The organism is Campylobacter hyointestinalis subsp. lawsonii, from assembly GCF_013372165.1.
In the GTDB taxonomy this organism is placed as follows: Bacteria; Campylobacterota; Campylobacteria; order Campylobacterales; family Campylobacteraceae; genus Campylobacter; species Campylobacter lawsonii.
The window spans coordinates 1,630,748-1,646,955 of the sequence record NZ_CP053828.1 but is presented as its reverse complement, the minus strand read 5'-3'; the positions used below and the strand labels follow the sequence as shown (position 1 = coordinate 1,646,955).

Below are 16,208 nucleotides of genomic sequence, written 5' to 3'. Positions count from 1 at the left end.
TATTGAAGTTTAAAATTCATACATAAAAATATTCATGCTATACATATATACATCTCTTTTATATTTAAAGACATTTAGATATAATACAAGCATTGATATAAAGGGCACAAATATGAAGTTATCGCAAATTTTAAAGAAGACGCATACTCTTATAGAGAGCAAAGAGATACAAAATATTTCGCAACAAGAGATGGCAAATAGACTTGGAGTGTCTTTGCGAACATATACAGAGTGGCTAAGAGATGTTAATCAACCCTTAGCAATGAGGGCTATTTTGGATATGCTTTCACAGCTTAACGATGATGATATTGTAAGAATTGTTAGAACTTGGGAAGTAAGAAAGAGCATATCTAATGTTGCCGAATAAAATCCTTACATATATATCGCTCTTTTCATCTGCTGGGGTCGGTTGTTATGGCTTTAAAGAAGCTGGTTTTGAATGTATAGCCACAAATGAAATTATAGAGCGTAGATTAAAAATTCAAATGATAAATAATAAATGTAAATTTCAAAGCGGCTATGTATTAGGAGATATAAGAGAAAAAGAGATAAAAAAACAAATTAAATATCAAATAGAAGTTTATAAACAATTAGGGAATGATAAGGTAGATGTTTTGATAGCAACGCCTCCTTGTCAAGGCATGAGTGTCGCGAATCACAAAAAACAACCCAACGAAATAGATAGGAATTCTCTCGTGGTTGAAAGCGTTAATATGATAGTTGACATTAAACCTAGATTTTTTATTATAGAAAATGTTTCGGGCTTCTATAAGACTGGTTGTATAGCACAAAATGGTAAAGTTATGCAAATAGGCGATATGATAGAAGCAAATTTGACTGAGAATTACTGCATATATAATGAGGTTATAAATTTTAAAAATTATGGAGGTAATTCATCTCGGACTAGAACTTTGGTTATTGGAGTTTGTAAAGAATTAGCTAATTTCATATCTCCTTTAGAACTTTTCCCTGATTTTACAAAGCAAAAAAGTCTAAAACAAGTTATAGGCCATTTGCGAAATTTGCAATGGGGCGAATTTGATAAAAATGACTTTTTTCATAGCTTTAGAACATATCCAGCACACATGAGAGAGTGGATAAAGGATATAGCCCAAGGGCAGAACGCCTTTGAAAATAAAGATGAGAGAAAACGCCCACATCAAACTATAAATGGTAAAATAGTTCTAAACAAAGCAAAAAACGGCGATAAATATACTAGACAAAAATGGGAATCGGTAGCACCTTGCGTTCATACAAGGAACGACCAACTCGCTAGTCAAAATACTATTCATCCAGTAGACGATAGAGTTTTTTCTATAAGAGAACTTATGCTTATGATGAGCATTCCTGATAATTTTAAGTGGATTGATGCTTCATTAGAACAACTTAACTCTTTAAATGACGATGAAAAAATAAAAACAAGCAAAAAATACGAAATTAATATTCGTCAAAGTATAGGAGAAGCTGTTCCTACTGCAATTTTCAGACAAATAGCCCAAAAAATATTAAATTTTATGCGGAAACAAAAGTTAAAACAAAATGAAATTACTAATATAATCGCTAAACATAACTTAATAAACAGTAATAAGTTAAAAGAATATATTATTAGCAATAAAGACAATATAGACGCGGCCTCATTGTCTACTATTGCCGAGATGTCCAATGCAAAAAGGGAATCTCATTCTGCATACTTTACAAATAGATTTATCGTTAATGAAATAGCCAAGACTCTACCGACTTTTAGTAAAAACTCAATTACAATTATTGAACCTAGTGCTGGATGCGGTAATTTCTTGCCTATTATTTTTAAAAAATATGAAAGCGTGGATCATGTAAATTTAAAACTTATTGATATAGATGGTGACAGCTTAGAGATTTTAAAAATACTATATTACGATATAGTCCCAACAAATTTTAATTTAGAGTTTATAAATACAGATTTTATGGAATATGAAGCAAAGGCGGATTTGATAATTGGCAATCCTCCGTTTTCCAAACTATCTAAAAATAGCAAATATAGAGTTCAATTAAGCGATGAAATCAGTAGCTTAGCTGGTGCTTTTTTAGAAAAATCACTTAAAATTTCAGACTATGTGTCCATGATAATGCCGAAAAATTTATTAAATACAAAAGATTATAGAGGCACTAGAGAACTTCTTGCAAAAACAGGAGTTAGTAATATTTTAGACTTTGGAGAGTTTGGCTTTAATGGAGTATTGATAGAAACTATAAATATAACAACCGGCAAACAAAATGAGATTAATGTCAAATCTCTACCTCTAAGGATTAATTTAAAGCAGAAGAAAAACTATATTTTTGACAAAGACTTGCCATACTGGGTCATTTATAGGAACTTTTTCTTCGATACTATTCTGAGTAAAATGGACTTTGGAATTTTCGATGTTTTTCGCGATAGGCAGCTTACGAATTCAAATACATCCACCAATAAGACAAAGCAGGCCATAAGGGTTTTAAAATCGCGGAATATTGCACATGATGGAACAATAATACAAATTGATGGCTACGATAGCTATGTTGAGAAAAACAAACTTGATAAATTTGCCGCATCTAAGTTTTTAAATCGAGATGATGTTTATTTAACCCCAAATATGACATACAATCCACGTCTTGTAAAAAAAGAAAGTGGTTATGTGGTAAATGGCTCAGTGGCTATTCTTATCCCAAAAATTTCTAAAAATTTAAGCAGTAAGCAGCTAAAATATATTTCCAGTAGTGATTTTAGAGAATTTTATAAAATAGCACGCAATTATCAAACAAGAACATTAAATGTTGATAGCGTTAGCTGTTTTTGGTTTGGAGCCTTAAAGGAGGAATATTATGACTAGAGAAGAAGTTCTTGAATTTTTAAATTCTAGAAATTATGATGTTAGAATTAGTGGCAATGCTAGGTGGATAGATCAAAAATGCACGACTGACGTAATACTTATAATAGCTGATTGCATCTTACAACACACTGGTTATAACACAGAAACTGAATTCACTGTATCTGATATTTGGCAAGATCAATACACTAAAGATAATGTTGAAGAAATATTTTTAAAGCCAAATCTTGATTCTAATATGGCGAATAACGAATATGATAAATATTTTTCCCAACCTATCAATCTTTTGGAATATAGTGGGGCTTTATTGGATATTGGAACAAATTCGAGGCACAACTATAAAATTAATAATCTTAAACTTTTAGAGTTTATTGCACTTCGGGAGACAAATTCGCTATTTTTCTTAACCAACTATATCAGAAAAGTTTTGCAAGATAGTGGAATTTATGACAGTTTTCAAAATTTCTTCGACAATCAAACATGTAATAATTTTAGACAACTCAAAGAAACCTTTATTGACTTTACGATCAATCATACAAGAATCAACAAATCGCTTGAATGCAGACGAATATTTACCAAAATTTTAAATCCTTTAGCTTTCTCCCTACAAAAACTTGGAACAAGAAGAGGATTTCTGTCATCAACACCTATTACATTAGACGAGTTAAGATATAATAGAATAAACTGGAGAGATGATCTTAGTGGTAAAAGCAAAAATATAACAAGACAAGAATATAATGAGCAACAACAGCAAATCGACGCCGCTACATCAAGATATAATGTAGAAAGAGCCAAAAGAATTGTAAGACGCTTTAATGCACAATATCACAATTCAGTATCTGAGGTCTTGCAAGATACAGAGTTGGTTAATGCTACGCAGATTCATCATATTTTTCCAGAGTCTGAGTTTCCGTCAATTAGCGACTATATAGAGAATTTGATTGCGCTAACTCCAAATCAACACATCAGTATGGCACATCCGAACAATCAAACAAGATATATTGATAGGGATTTCCAATACATTTGTTTATTAGCAAAAACCAAAACTATAATGAATGATCTTTTAGGCGAATCAAGAACTGAGACATATAATTTTGATCGTTATAAAACTGTTCTAAATACTGGATTAGGAACAGATGATTTTGATGCAATAGAATATTTAAATTTTGCGTCCTTGTTGGAAAAAATAGATTTATTTTATTCAGACTTTAATACAGAGTCTTATGGATACTTATTGGAACGCAATAGACCATTGTTATAACTTTAAAATATTAAATTATCAAAAATATAGGTGTATTTGCTACATAATACCGGTAATTCCGAGCTAGATAAAATATCTAATTGTATTTTTTTTGATAAAAAGATCGTTGGAGAATCTAAAGAAATATTTTTGGAAACTATTTATTATATTTTAAATTCAAATTTAATTATTAGTAGCAGTAGAAGTTTTATTTTTAGAGTTTTACTTGGATGGAAAGATACGAATCTATTTCAAATCGCATACTTAGGATCTATTGAAAAAACTGCTGATTTGCATTTAAGCAAAAGAAATGTTAAAGTTTATAAATTTAAAAACTTTAACGATATACTAGAAAGTAAAGAGATATCTAATATGATTTTTGATACAGCCCAAGAAAACGAAAATCTAAAAGCTCAATTATCTAAATTAAATCAAGAGTTTGAAACTAATAATCCAAAATCCAAATTAGAAAACCAAAAACTAAATACCGATCTATATTTTGCTTTAAATTACGGAACAGCCAAATCCCACATTAAAAACCAGCTAACATACAAGTTACGCGAAGCTATGATAGCAAATTCAAAAAGCTTATGGGGATATATAAAAATGCCTTATATCCTAAGCTATATCAAAGAAACCCACCAAAAAAATCAAAAACTCTATCAAGAAAAGATTAAAGCTAACCCAAGCTTAAAGCTTCCACCACTTGAATCATATCCAGATTACAATGAGGCTATAAAGATAAAAGAGCATCTAAGCTACAAGCTAGGCGAAGCCCTAATAAACGTCGATAAATCTAAGCTTAAACTAGGCTACCTAAGCTTATGGTTTAAATGTAAAAAAATCACCAAAGAGCATAAAAAGGCAAAAAATGAAAATTTAAAATTTATTTAGTAAATAAAATTTAAATTTATTAGACTAAAACAGATCAAGCTACGACGTTTGGAAAGTCAAATACAACTTTGCCTGATTTGATAGTCAAAGCGCAAGCGCCTTTTAGCTTTTTGCCAAACAATGGAGAGTTTTTTGACTTTGATTTGTTTAAATTCTCATCATAAACATACTCTAAATTTGGATCAATGATAGCGATATCGGCTAAAAATCTCTCTTCAATCCTGCCTTTGTTTTTTAAATTTAGTATTTTTGCAGGATTAAAGCTAGTGAGTTTTACCATTTGTTCGTAGTCTATGACGCCCTGGCGAACTAAATTTAAAGTAAGTGGAACGAGTGTTTGAAGCCCTAAGATCCCAAATGGTGCTTTATCAAATTCCAAAAATTTCTCATCTGTGCTATGTGGAGCGTGGTCTGTACAGATGACATCTATAAGCCCGTTTTTAAGCCCGTTTCTCATAGCTTCTACGTCGCTATTTGTGCGAAGTGGCGGAGACATTTTGAAATTTGTGTCGTAGTTTATAAGCTCATCTTCGCTAAAGGTAAAATGGTGCGGCGTGACTTCGCAAGTGATGTTAATCCCATCTTTTTTAGCTTGTTCGATGAGTTTTAGAGAATACGCGCTACTTACGTGAGCGACGTGTATATGACCGCCTGTTAGTTTTGCTAAAAGCATATCTCGTGAGATCATTATCTCTTCTTGTTCTCTTGGCATACCTTTTATACCTAAAAGCATAGACATTCTGCCCTCATTCATATGGCCACCACGACAAAGCGAGCAGTCTTGAGAGTGGTTTATGATAAAACTTTTGTGAAATGCTGAGTAAAGAAGAGCGGCTCTCATAACATCGCTTGAGCTAACAGGAAGTCCATCATCGCTAAACGCGACGCAACCAGCTTCACTCATATCGCCCATCTCGGTTATACCTTTGCCTCCCATACCTTTTGTTATAGCTCCTATAGGAAGCAGGTCTATGAGACCTCGTTTTTTAGCTTTGGCTATCATATCGCGAGTGATGGCGGCGTTGTCATTTACGGGATTTGTATTTGCCATAGGACAAGCTGTGGTTACGCCACCAGCGACCGCACTCATACTTCCTGTTATGATATCGTCTTTATACTCAAGCCCTGGATCCCTAAAATGCACATGCATATCGATGAGTCCTGGCATAATGAGTTTGTCTGTGGCGTCTATGACTAGATCAGCTTTTGGCTCTTCTGCGGTTATGGATTTGATCATCTCGCCGTCTATTAAAACATTTGCTTTTATTGTGCTGTTTTGATTTATGATAGTTCCGTTTTTTATAAGTGTTGTCATAGTTTAAGCCTTAAATTTATTTTGATAGAGCGTTTTTAAAACAGCCATTCTGATAGCCACGCCGTTTTCTACTTGGTCAAGTATGCTTGAAAATCTAGCATCATCAGCCACGTCCGAGTTTAGCTCAACGCCTCTGTTTATAGGTCCTGGGTGCAAGATAATAACATCATCTTTAGCTACTTGCATACGTGATTTAGTAAGCCCAAAATACCTGCTATACTCTCTAACGCTTGGAAATGCTACTTCGCCATCACTTCTTTCAAGCTGAATTCTAAGCATAATGATAGCATCACTTCCCCTAACTGCCTCATCCATATCTTTGCAAATTTCACAACCAAAAATTTCGGCGTTTTGCATAAACATAGGCGGTCCAAAAAGTTTTACTTTTATACCTAAAGTCTGCATAGCGTATATGTTTGAGCGGGCAACTCTTGAGTGAAATATGTCGCCTATTATAGTGACTGTGAGATTTTCAAAGCTACCTTTTGCCTCATATATGGTAAGCAAGTCAAGCAAGGCTTGAGTTGGATGCTCGTTGCAGCCATCGCCTGCATTTACCACGCACGATGGAGTGTTTTTAGATATGAACTTTGCTGCACCAGAGCTATAGTGGCGAACGATGAATACGTCTGTTTTCATAGCTTCTATATTGTGAATTGTGTCGATGAGAGTTTCGCCTTTGTTTGTGCTAGAAGTGCTAGAGCTAAAGTTTATCGCATCTGCCCCTAGTCTTTTTGCAGCTATCTCGAAGCTAACTCTTGTGCGAGTTGAGTTTTCAAAAAACGCATTTACTACAGTAACACCTTTTAAGATCGGATCTTTTTTTACTTTTTCTAAATTTAGGGCTTTGTAGTGTTTGGCTAAATTTAAAAAAGAAAATATATCTTCTTTACTCAGGTCTTTTGTAGAAATCAAGTCTTTTTTTGTGTAGGTCATAGTTTGCCCTTGCGTGAATAGATTTTGAATTTTACAAAAAAATAGCTTAATATTTAAATTTAATCGTTGTTAGTTTAAGCATTTTTGAGTTAAAATTGCGATAAATATTTTGCGAAGGTATATAATGCGAGGTTATAAAATTTTTTCTGGAACGGCGAATATCGAGTTTTCGAAAATGGTTGCCAAGTATTTAGGAATTCCTCTAAGCGAAGCTAGTATAAAGCGTTTTAGCGATGGCGAGATAAGCGTTCAAATCGGCGAGAGTGTGCGTGGTAAAGACGTGTTTGTTATACAGCCAACCTGTGCGCCGGCTAATATAAATTTAATGGAGCTTCTTATACTAACTGACGCTTTAAAAAGAAGTAGTGCAAGCTCGATAACTGCCGTGGTGCCATACTTTGGATATGCAAGGCAAGATAGAAAAGCAGCTCCAAGAGTGCCAATAACTGCAAAATTAGTTGCTAATATGATGCAAACTGCCGGGATTGATAGAGTTGTTACTATGGATCTGCACGCCGGACAAATTCAAGGATTTTTCGATATACCGGTTGATAATCTATACGGAACTATAGTATTTACAGACTACGTAAAGAGCAAAAACTTGCCAAATCCTATCGTCGCTAGTCCTGATGTAGGCGGTGTGGCACGCGCAAGGGCTCTAGCAAAAACTATGAATTTAGATATGGTTATAGTAGATAAACGCCGTGAAAAAGCAAACGAAAGTGAAGTCATGAATGTCATCGGCGATGTAAATGGCAAAGATGTAATCTTGATCGATGATATGATAGATACTGCTGGAACTATCGTAAAAGCTGCTGAGATATTTAAGAAAAAAGGCGCAACTAGCGTTATGGCTTTTTGTACTCATCCTGTTTTGAGTGGGCCTGCGTATGAAAGACTATCTACTGGGGCATTAGACGAACTAGTCGTAACTGACACTATACCTTTAAAAGAGCAAAATGAACATATAAAAGTGATAAGCGTAGCACCGCTTTTTGGAGAGGTGATAAGACGTGTATATCACGATGAAAGTGTCAATAGCCTATTTAGCTAAACTTAATCTTTTTGCGATAAATCAATGAGTTTTTAGCAGACTTTGGCGTAGGCTTGAAAATATAGCAACATTGATTTATCATTCAAAAATATTTAAATTTATATGTTACAGATTTTTTATACTATATACATGCTTCATTTTTAAGAGTTTAAATTTTATAAAAGCTATCTAAATTTATCAAAGATTTTTATCTTGCTTTTTAAATTTTTTTACTATAATCTGCAATCAAATTTAAAAGGCATAAAATGGCAAAAAGTATAGAAGAAAAAATCGAAGACCACGCAAAAGCTGAGCTTAAAAAGCTAAATTTAAAATACTACACGAAAACTGAAATCATAAATGAAAGCATTGATGAAGCTTTAAATAAAGCCCCAAGCAAAAAAGGTGGCGATGGTGTAAATCGCCACAAGCGCACAAAAATACATCAAATACAAATCTAGCTTTGCCATTTTTTTAACTTTTATTTTAGATTTTTTGGGGCTTATTTTAAAAAACTTGTGCTTAAAATAGGCAAAAATTCTCTAGGAATTCTAGTTTTTTTGTTTTTTGGGGTTAGGGGGTATTTTTTATCTTGGGAATTCTAAAATTCCGTCATTGCGAGAATTTCGTCATTGCGAGGGAGCAAAGTAGAGGGAGCAATCTCGTTAGGAATTCTAAAATTCCCTAGAAAACTTTACTTAAAAATTTTATTTTTTTTAAAAAATCAGCTTTAAAATTTAGCTATAATTACGCATTTTCACTAAAAAGGGCAAAAATGGCAGCACTTCAATCAGTAGAACCTCAAATCGCAGACTTAGCAAACGGCTGGCTAAAATCATATAAACTAGACTATAAACTAGAACAAGAATCAACTGGCAATAGCCAAATTGACAACGCATTAAATGAATATTACTCAAAAAATGGCGGACAAGGTGGCAATCGCCCTGATGCTAAACTCTTATTAGCAGATAAGTGGGGCGTGGTATATCCTATCCTTATAGAATATAAAGGTTATAAAGATAAATTAATAAAATTAGATGATAAAAATCAAGTAGCAAATAAAACTGCTAAAAACGAACCTGATTTAAAAAATATCAACTCTTATGCGCTAAATGGCGCAGTTCATTACGCAAATGCGATTTTACATTATACAAATTACGAAGATATTATTTCAATCGGCATGACTGGCTATAAAGATGATTTTGGTGCTTTACAGCATGAAATAGCCGTTTATTTCGTCTCAAAAAGCAATTTTGGCGTAGGGCAAGAAGTAGGTAAATTTAGTGATTTTTCATTTTTAAAAAAAGAAAATTTTGATGATTTTATAGACAAAGTAAAAGCACTAAGCCTAAGCGATGAACAAAAAGCACAAATCAAAGAAAAATTAGACCTAGAAATAGCCACAAGCTTAACAAAACTAAATAATGATATTTACAAAAACGAAAGCGGACTTGGAGAAAATGATAGAGTCTATCTAGTAACGGCTTCTATCATCGCTACAATTGGAATCCCAAACGCTGTAAAACCACTAGAAAAAGCCGAACTAAAAAGCCTAGATGAAGATGGTAATAGAGATGGCGATATTTTAATGCGAAAAGTAAAGGCATTTTTAAACCAAAAAGCTATCCCAGATGATAAAAAAGCCCTTATCACTCGCACACTAGAAAATACCATTTTAAGCGAAAATTTAAATAGAGTGATAAATGGTGAAACCCAACTAAAAAGAGTTTTTAGCAAGATTGTAGATGATTTGGGGATTTATTATAAAACAGATTTAAGCATAGATTTTACTGGCAAACTCTTTAATGAAATGTATTCTTGGCTAGGATTTAGCCAGGATAAACTAAATGATGTCGTGCTAACGCCATCTTATGTAGCCACGCTTTTAGCTAAACTCGCTAGAGTAAATAAAGATAGCTTCGTTTGGGACTTCGCTACTGGCTCGGCTGGGCTTTTGGTAGCTGCTATGAACGAAATGATAAAAGACGCTAGGAATTCCATAAACTCAGCTGACGAGCTAAGAATAAAAATCGCTAATATCAAAGCAAAGCAACTTCTAGGGCTTGAAATTTTGCCTAGCGTCTATATGCTAGCTATTTTAAATATGATTTTAATGGGTGATGGTAGCTCAAATATCTTAAATAAAGATAGTTTAAAAGATTTTAGCGGAAATTACGGCTTTGGTCAAAATGATGGAGTAGAATTCCCAGCAACTGCTTTTATACTAAATCCGCCTTACTCAGCTGCTGGATGTGGTATGGTTTTTGTCGCAAAAGCCCTAAAGATGATGAAAAAAGGCTACGCTGCTATAATCATACAAGGCTCAGCAGGAACAGGTGAAGGCAAGGGTAGAGGCAGGGGCAACACTAAATCTAAGGTGTTTAATAAAGAAATTTTAACTCATAGCACACTTTTAGCAAGTATAAAAATGCCTATTGATTTATTTATCGGCAAATCAAGCGTCCAAACCTACATTTATGTATTTCGTGTAGGCGAAAGACACAATAAAGATGAGATTGTAAAGTTTATTGACTTCTCAAACGATGGTTATACTCGATCAGGTAAAAAAACAGCAAAAGCCGAAATAAAATTACGCGATACAGGCGACGCAAAAGCTAGATACGATGAATTAGTAAATCTCGTGCGCTTTGGTCGCTCTAAGTTAAATATTTTTACAGATAAAGAATATTACGAGAATACAATAGACCCAAATAGTGGCTCTGACTGGAACAAATGTGCGCCTACCGATACAACGCCTACTTTAAATGACTTTAAAAAATGTGTGAGTGATTTTCTAGCTTGGGAAGTTTCAAATATAATTAAAAATAAAACAACACAAAATTTAAACCAAAAGGACTTACTTTAGCAAAGAGCTAGAAAAAATAAAGTGGCAAGAGTTTAGAATCGGGGATTTGTTTGAAAAATTAAATCTTGGTTTTAAAAAATCAAAATTTGAAAAAGATAAAGATGTTTCAAAAATAAAAAATATAGAATTCCAAATACCATTAGTTAATGCAAAAGATGGCGACAATGGAATTATGTATTATGGGAAAAAACAAGATTTTGATACGGCTACAATGACAATAGATATTGTTAATGATGGTGCGGTTTCAACTGGCAATGTTTATCCACAGCCACAAGAAACAGGGGTTCTATATAACGCATATTTAATAAAATCAAAATTTGATATTTCAAAAAATCTTTTATTCTTTTTTGCTACGACAATACAAAAATCTATAAAATTAAAATTTTCTTATGAACTAAAAGCAAGTTGGGAACGGGTAAAAAATGAAAATATTAAACTACCAATAACCCAAAACGGCGAAATAGATTTTGATTTTATGGAGAGTTTTATAGCGGAGCTAGAAGCGGAGCGTGTGCGTGAGCTAGAATCGTATCTAAAAGCCTCTGATCTAAGTGATACTACTTTAAGCTCTGATGAATACAACGCTTTAAACACTTTAAATTCTAAAACTTGGAGCGAATTTGAGTTAGGAAAATTATTTACTTTTAAAGGAATAAAACAATCAAAGTCTCAAAAAGAAATTCCAACAGATCAAAACGGAATTCCATACATTGTTCAATCAACAACAAATAATATGTGTAGTAGATATGTAAATAAACAATATTTAATAGATACAAATGAACTACCAAATAAAGGAAATGCTATTGTGCTTGGTGTTACTTTGCCAGCAATTTCATATCAACCCAAAGAATTTGGCGCAAGTCAAATTATAGAAGCTAGGTCAGATTTTTTAAATAAAGAAAACGGCTTATTTTTTGTAACAGCTATTTATAAACAAATGTATCAATTTTCTTATCAAAATAAACCTGGGATAGAAATATATAAAAATCTAAAAATTAAACTACCCATAACCACCACCGGCGAAATAGATTTTGATTTTATGGAGAGTTTTATCAGTGGGGTGCAAAAGACCAGCATAAAAGGTGTGATAGAGCTAAAAGATAAAATTATAGAGCAGACTAAAAAAGCAATCTAAATTTAAACGCTTTTTGAAAGCTTTTTAAATGGCATTTTAAATCATAAATTTAATTAATTTTTGCAAAAATTAACAGAAAATTCTATATAATACCGCTACGTTAATTTTAGGAATTTTATGAACAACATACGAAATTTTAGCATTATAGCGCATATCGACCACGGTAAAAGCACATTAGCAGATCGCATTATCAGTGAATGCGGAGCGGTAGAAGCTAGAGTGATGAGTGCTCAAGTCATGGATACTATGGATATAGAAAAAGAGCGTGGCATCACTATAAAAGCTCAAAGTGTAAGGCTAACTTATAAGCTTGATGGGCAAATTTATATATTAAATTTGATAGATACTCCAGGACACGTGGATTTTAGCTATGAAGTTTCACGCTCACTAGCAAGCTGCGAGGGAGCTTTGCTTGTCGTAGATGCATCTCAAGGCGTAGAGGCTCAGACTATAGCAAATGTTTATATCGCGCTTGAAAATAACCTTGAGATAATTCCAGTTATAAACAAAATAGACCTCCCATCAGCCGAACCGCAAAGAGTTAAAGACGAGATAGAGCATATCATCGGGCTTGATTGCAGTGAGGCTATAGAGGTGAGTGCAAAAACAGGAGTTGGTATAAAAGAGCTGATAGAAACCATAATCCGTAAAATCCCACCGCCAAAATATGATGAAGATAAGCCGTTTAAATCTCTCATTTACGATAGCTGGTTTGATAATTATTTAGGTGCTTTGGCTCTTGTGAGAGTTTATGATGGCGTGGTAAAAAAAGGCGATGAGGTTTATGTCATGGGAACGGATAAAAAGCATACTGTTTTAGATCTAATGTACCCAAATCCGATAGCGCCTATAAAAACAAATGAGCTAAAAACAGGCGAAGTCGGCATCATAGTTTTAGGTCTTAAAAACGTAAGCGATGTAAGTGTTGGTGATACGATAACTTTGGCTAAAAATAGAGCTTTGGAGGCAATAGGCGGATTTGAGAAGGCAAAACCATTTGTTTTTGCCGGACTTTATCCTATAGATACGGATAAATTTGAAGATCTAAGAGACGCTCTGGATAAACTTAAGCTAAATGATAGCTCTATAAGCTATGAGCCTGAGACTTCGGCAGCTCTAGGCTTTGGTTTTCGCGTTGGGTTTTTAGGTCTGCTTCATATGGAAGTGGTAAAAGAGAGACTTGAGCGAGAGTTTGGATTAGATCTGATAGCTACTGCTCCTACTGTGACTTATGAAGTCGTGCAGACTGATGGCATTAGCGTAGAAATTCAAAATCCTAGCGAACTACCTCCGGTAAATAAAATAGAGTTTATAAAAGAGCCTTACGTAAAGGCTACTATCATCACGCCGAGCGAGTTTTTAGGCAATATCATCACTTTGATTAATAACCGTCGCGGGGTTCAAACTAAGATGGATTATATCACCACTACAAGAGTTTTGCTTGAGTATGATATACCGATGAATGAGATAGTTATGGATTTTTATGATAAACTCAAAAGTGCGACAAAAGGCTACGCTAGTTTTGACTACGAACCAAATGGTTATAGGGTTGGAAATTTGGTTAAACTTGATATAAAAGTAGCAGGTGAAGTAGTCGATGCGCTTTCTATCATAGTGCCTGAAGAAAAAGCGATGAGCAAGGGTAGAGATTTTGTAAAAACTATGAAAGAGTTGGTTCCAAGACAGCTTTTTGAAGTTGCTATACAAGCAAGTATAGGAAATAAGGTTATAGCTAGAGAAACGGTAAAATCTATGGGTAAAAACGTGACCGCAAAGTGTTATGGCGGCGATATAACCCGTAAAAGAAAACTTCTTGAAAAACAAAAAGAGGGTAAAAAACGTATGAAAGCCATAGGTAAGGTAACGCTTCCGCAAGAGGCGTTTTTAAGTGTTTTAAAGATAGACTAAAATAGAACAAAATTTGCTTAAGGAAAAATATGCCATACGTAAATATAAAAGTTACAAAAGAAAATGGTGAGCCGACAATAGCTCAAAAAGAAGAGCTCATAAAAGGCGTGACTGAGCTATTACACAATGTTTTGGGTAGAAATAAAACAAGCACGGTCGTAATCATAGATGAGATAGAAACTGAGAATTATGGTCTTGGCGGTGAGAGTATAAGAGTAAAAAGACAGATGAAAGGATGAAAATGAAAGGTTTATTATTATTAGCTTTTGCTATGTTTTTTATAGGATGTTCTAGTAAGAATTTAGATTCGTATTCAGACACTAGCGCTAAAAGGTCATTTGAAACTATAATGAAGATAAATGCCGTTTGTCAGCCGTGCAATAAATCAAGCTATGAAACTATAATAGATGGTAAATCTTACAAAAGCGATGTTGCTATAAACTGTTGCCCAAATATACGAAAGATAGACACAAGTGCGGGGCTTACAAAGGTTTATCTACATAGAGTTTCAGATCTAAGGGAAAACCAAAAGGCTATATTTGTAAATGGCTCAAAAGAAGCTTATGACTTAAATAAGAGAATAGATTCTTTGTTTTTTTTATCTCTAAAAGAGGAGCTAAAAAATAGAGGAATTGTGCTAGTAAATCATCAAACTTCGCCTTATACTTTGAGAGTTGATTTTGATTTTACAGGTTTTAAAGGCGTATATAATCCTAAATATGAGAATTTAAATTCAAAATTATATGGAGTTCTTAATATAAAAAATATCAACTACACTAGACATATCAAAATTTCTACAACTCAAAACGTAAGTGGTTTGAGAGGTACTGGTGAGTTTGGTATATATATGGATCTTCTTGTAAAACAAGCAGCAAACAAAGCAGCTGAAGAGATAAGTAAATTTTAAGGATCTATGATGAAAAGATTATTGTCTATTGTGAGTTTTTGTATATTTATGGTCGGATGTTCTAGCTCAAACTCAGTACTTTTGCTATCGCCATATCAAGCAAAAGGCGTAGGAAGTAGCGCTAATAGCATCGTTATAAATTCCATAATCGACAAGAGAAAAAATCAGAGCGTTATAGCTACTATAAGCGACAAGCAAGGAACAGTTAGCGAGTATGTCACCATGGGGACAGATCTTACAAAATGGTTTGGTGATGCACTTAAAACAGAGCTTACAAAAAGCGGAGTTAAATTTGGTGGCGAAGATCCTAAGATCGTAGATATAACTATAACAGAGCTAAAAGCGAATTTGAGCGGTTATTCAAGAGATAATCTCAAAGGAAATTGTGAAGTTTATATCAAAATTTATAAAGACGGAGTTACTACGACAAAGCGTATAGCTCAGCCTCAGACAGAATTTGCTCCTATCTTGACAGGTGGTGCTTTTGAGCCATTTATCCAAAGCTTGTTAAATGATATGGTTGTTCGCACCGCTAAGGCGATAGTTAAAAACTGATGCGATGCTTAAAATGTGGCTCATTTACGTTTAAATTTATATGTAAAAACTGCAAGATGGTTTTGAGTGAATTTGAAAGCAGAGCTAGGGATATTGATGGCTTTAAAGTGTATAGCTTTTATAAATATGGTGATATAAAACCTCTTATTTACTCTAAACATCAGATGCACGGACATTTTGTATTTCGTGAGCTAGCAAAGCTAAGTTTTTCTAAATTTGCTGATACTTTTAAATTTAAAAGTGTAGTAAATATCATCGCTCTTGATGATCAAACTAGTAGTGGATACTCTCATACTGCAGTTCTTGCTCACTCTATGAAAAGCGAATTCTTAAAGCCAATATATGGTGCATTAAGAGCTACAAATAGAGTAAAATACCAAGGAAAAACCCTTGAATTTAGAAAAAACAATCCACGAAATTTTAAACTTTTAAAAGAAATTAGCAATCCAATAATTTTAGTAGATGATATCATAACGACTGGATCTAGTATGAAAGAAGCTAAAAATTTACTTCTTAGTTGCGGTAAGTTGCCACTTTTTGGACTAGTTTTAGCTGATGCTAGAGAATAAAGGATAA

General features: G+C 33.7%; 15 protein-coding genes. 13 read left to right on the top strand and 2 right to left on the bottom strand.

The window, feature by feature from the left end; all coding sequences use genetic code 11:
• The first annotated feature begins 112 nt into the window (after window positions 1-112).
• The 4 genes from CHLWT_RS08490 (at window position 113) to CHLWT_RS08475 (ending at window position 4,977) form a co-directional block, all read left to right on the top strand.
• Window positions 113-367, top strand: coding sequence for an XRE family transcriptional regulator (locus CHLWT_RS08490; protein WP_112000217.1), 255 nt, complete (start codon window positions 113-115; stop codon window positions 365-367).
• Window positions 354-2,846 carry a DNA cytosine methyltransferase gene (locus CHLWT_RS08485; protein ID WP_112000216.1) on the top strand — a complete coding sequence of 831 codons (2,493 nt, stop codon included), beginning with the start codon at window positions 354-356 and terminating at the stop codon, window positions 2,844-2,846. Before CHLWT_RS08490 ends, CHLWT_RS08485 begins: the two co-directional genes overlap by 14 nt.
• On the top strand, window positions 2,839-4,104 hold the full coding sequence (locus tag CHLWT_RS08480) for a restriction endonuclease (protein WP_112000215.1): 1,266 nt from the start codon (window positions 2,839-2,841) through the stop codon (window positions 4,102-4,104). Before CHLWT_RS08485 ends, CHLWT_RS08480 begins: the two co-directional genes overlap by 8 nt.
• A 129-nt stretch (window positions 4,105-4,233) precedes the next feature.
• Window positions 4,234-4,977 (top strand): DUF8374 domain-containing protein, encoded by a 744-nt coding sequence (locus CHLWT_RS08475; protein WP_143211747.1) that lies wholly within the window; start codon window positions 4,234-4,236, stop codon window positions 4,975-4,977.
• Window positions 4,978-5,011: 34 nt separating this feature from the next.
• Here CHLWT_RS08475 and CHLWT_RS08470 read toward each other — a convergent pair whose 3' ends face one another.
• Together CHLWT_RS08470 and CHLWT_RS08465 are read right to left on the bottom strand one after the other, a co-directional pair.
• The gene (locus CHLWT_RS08470) at window positions 5,012-6,292 is read right to left on the bottom strand and encodes a dihydroorotase (protein WP_112000213.1); all 1,281 of its coding nucleotides are present in this window, start codon (window positions 6,290-6,292) and stop codon (window positions 5,012-5,014) included.
• A gap of 3 nt (window positions 6,293-6,295) precedes the next feature.
• A complete protein-coding gene (locus CHLWT_RS08465) occupies window positions 6,296-7,228 on the bottom strand; it encodes an aspartate carbamoyltransferase catalytic subunit (protein WP_112000212.1) in 933 nt (310 codons plus the stop codon).
• A gap of 124 nt (window positions 7,229-7,352) precedes the next feature.
• On the opposite strand from CHLWT_RS08465, the gene CHLWT_RS08460 reads away from it, so the two are divergent.
• The 9 genes from CHLWT_RS08460 to CHLWT_RS08420 all read left to right on the top strand — a co-directional run bounded on the left by CHLWT_RS08460 (window position 7,353) and on the right by CHLWT_RS08420 (window position 16,201).
• Complete coding sequence (locus CHLWT_RS08460) at window positions 7,353-8,282, top strand: ribose-phosphate pyrophosphokinase (protein WP_111948501.1); 930 nt, start codon at window positions 7,353-7,355, stop codon at window positions 8,280-8,282.
• A 245-nt stretch (window positions 8,283-8,527) separates the two neighbouring features.
• Window positions 8,528-8,722 (top strand): hypothetical protein, encoded by a 195-nt coding sequence (locus CHLWT_RS08455; protein ID WP_111975510.1) that lies wholly within the window; start codon window positions 8,528-8,530, stop codon window positions 8,720-8,722.
• A gap of 314 nt (window positions 8,723-9,036) precedes the next feature.
• On the top strand, window positions 9,037-11,127 hold the full coding sequence (locus tag CHLWT_RS08450; protein ID WP_112000211.1) for an HsdM family class I SAM-dependent methyltransferase: 2,091 nt from the start codon (window positions 9,037-9,039) through the stop codon (window positions 11,125-11,127).
• A gap of 46 nt (window positions 11,128-11,173) precedes the next feature.
• On the top strand, window positions 11,174-12,262 hold the full coding sequence (locus CHLWT_RS08445; RefSeq protein WP_244948773.1) for a restriction endonuclease subunit S: 1,089 nt from the start codon (window positions 11,174-11,176) through the stop codon (window positions 12,260-12,262).
• Window positions 12,263-12,379: 117 nt separating this feature from the next.
• Entirely contained in the window at window positions 12,380-14,170 is a 1,791-nt protein-coding gene (gene lepA / locus CHLWT_RS08440) for a translation elongation factor 4 (RefSeq protein ID WP_112000209.1), read from the top strand.
• A gap of 29 nt (window positions 14,171-14,199) precedes the next feature.
• A complete protein-coding gene (locus CHLWT_RS08435; RefSeq protein ID WP_063998836.1) occupies window positions 14,200-14,409 on the top strand; it encodes a 2-hydroxymuconate tautomerase family protein in 210 nt (69 codons plus the stop codon).
• 2 nt (window positions 14,410-14,411) lie between these two features.
• The gene (locus CHLWT_RS08430) at window positions 14,412-15,077 is read left to right on the top strand and encodes a hypothetical protein (RefSeq protein ID WP_063998835.1); all 666 of its coding nucleotides are present in this window, start codon (window positions 14,412-14,414) and stop codon (window positions 15,075-15,077) included.
• A gap of 9 nt (window positions 15,078-15,086) precedes the next feature.
• Window positions 15,087-15,632 (top strand): YajG family lipoprotein, encoded by a 546-nt coding sequence (locus CHLWT_RS08425; RefSeq protein ID WP_112000208.1) that lies wholly within the window; start codon window positions 15,087-15,089, stop codon window positions 15,630-15,632.
• Entirely contained in the window at window positions 15,632-16,201 is a 570-nt protein-coding gene (locus CHLWT_RS08420) for a ComF family protein (protein ID WP_112000207.1), read from the top strand. Before CHLWT_RS08425 ends, CHLWT_RS08420 begins: the two co-directional genes overlap by 1 nt.
• The last annotated feature ends 7 nt before the right edge of the window (window positions 16,202-16,208 follow it).

Coding starts and splice junctions, on each gene's coding strand:
- CHLWT_RS08470 (WP_112000213.1), bottom strand. CDS start 6,292: ATGACAACACTTATAAAAAACGGAACTATCATAAATCAAAACAGCACA.
- CHLWT_RS08425 (WP_112000208.1), top strand. CDS start 15,087: ATGAAAAGATTATTGTCTATTGTGAGTTTTTGTATATTTATGGTCGGA.
- CHLWT_RS08450 (WP_112000211.1), top strand. CDS start 9,037: ATGGCAGCACTTCAATCAGTAGAACCTCAAATCGCAGACTTAGCAAAC.
- CHLWT_RS08465 (WP_112000212.1), bottom strand. CDS start 7,228: ATGACCTACACAAAAAAAGACTTGATTTCTACAAAAGACCTGAGTAAA.
- CHLWT_RS08420 (WP_112000207.1), top strand. CDS start 15,632: ATGCGATGCTTAAAATGTGGCTCATTTACGTTTAAATTTATATGTAAA.
- CHLWT_RS08455 (WP_111975510.1), top strand. CDS start 8,528: ATGGCAAAAAGTATAGAAGAAAAAATCGAAGACCACGCAAAAGCTGAG.
- lepA (WP_112000209.1), top strand. CDS start 12,380: ATGAACAACATACGAAATTTTAGCATTATAGCGCATATCGACCACGGT.
- CHLWT_RS08460 (WP_111948501.1), top strand. CDS start 7,353: ATGCGAGGTTATAAAATTTTTTCTGGAACGGCGAATATCGAGTTTTCG.
- CHLWT_RS08435 (WP_063998836.1), top strand. CDS start 14,200: ATGCCATACGTAAATATAAAAGTTACAAAAGAAAATGGTGAGCCGACA.
- CHLWT_RS08485 (WP_112000216.1), top strand. CDS start 354: ATGTTGCCGAATAAAATCCTTACATATATATCGCTCTTTTCATCTGCT.
- CHLWT_RS08490 (WP_112000217.1), top strand. CDS start 113: ATGAAGTTATCGCAAATTTTAAAGAAGACGCATACTCTTATAGAGAGC.
- CHLWT_RS08430 (WP_063998835.1), top strand. CDS start 14,412: ATGAAAGGTTTATTATTATTAGCTTTTGCTATGTTTTTTATAGGATGT.
- CHLWT_RS08480 (WP_112000215.1), top strand. CDS start 2,839: ATGACTAGAGAAGAAGTTCTTGAATTTTTAAATTCTAGAAATTATGAT.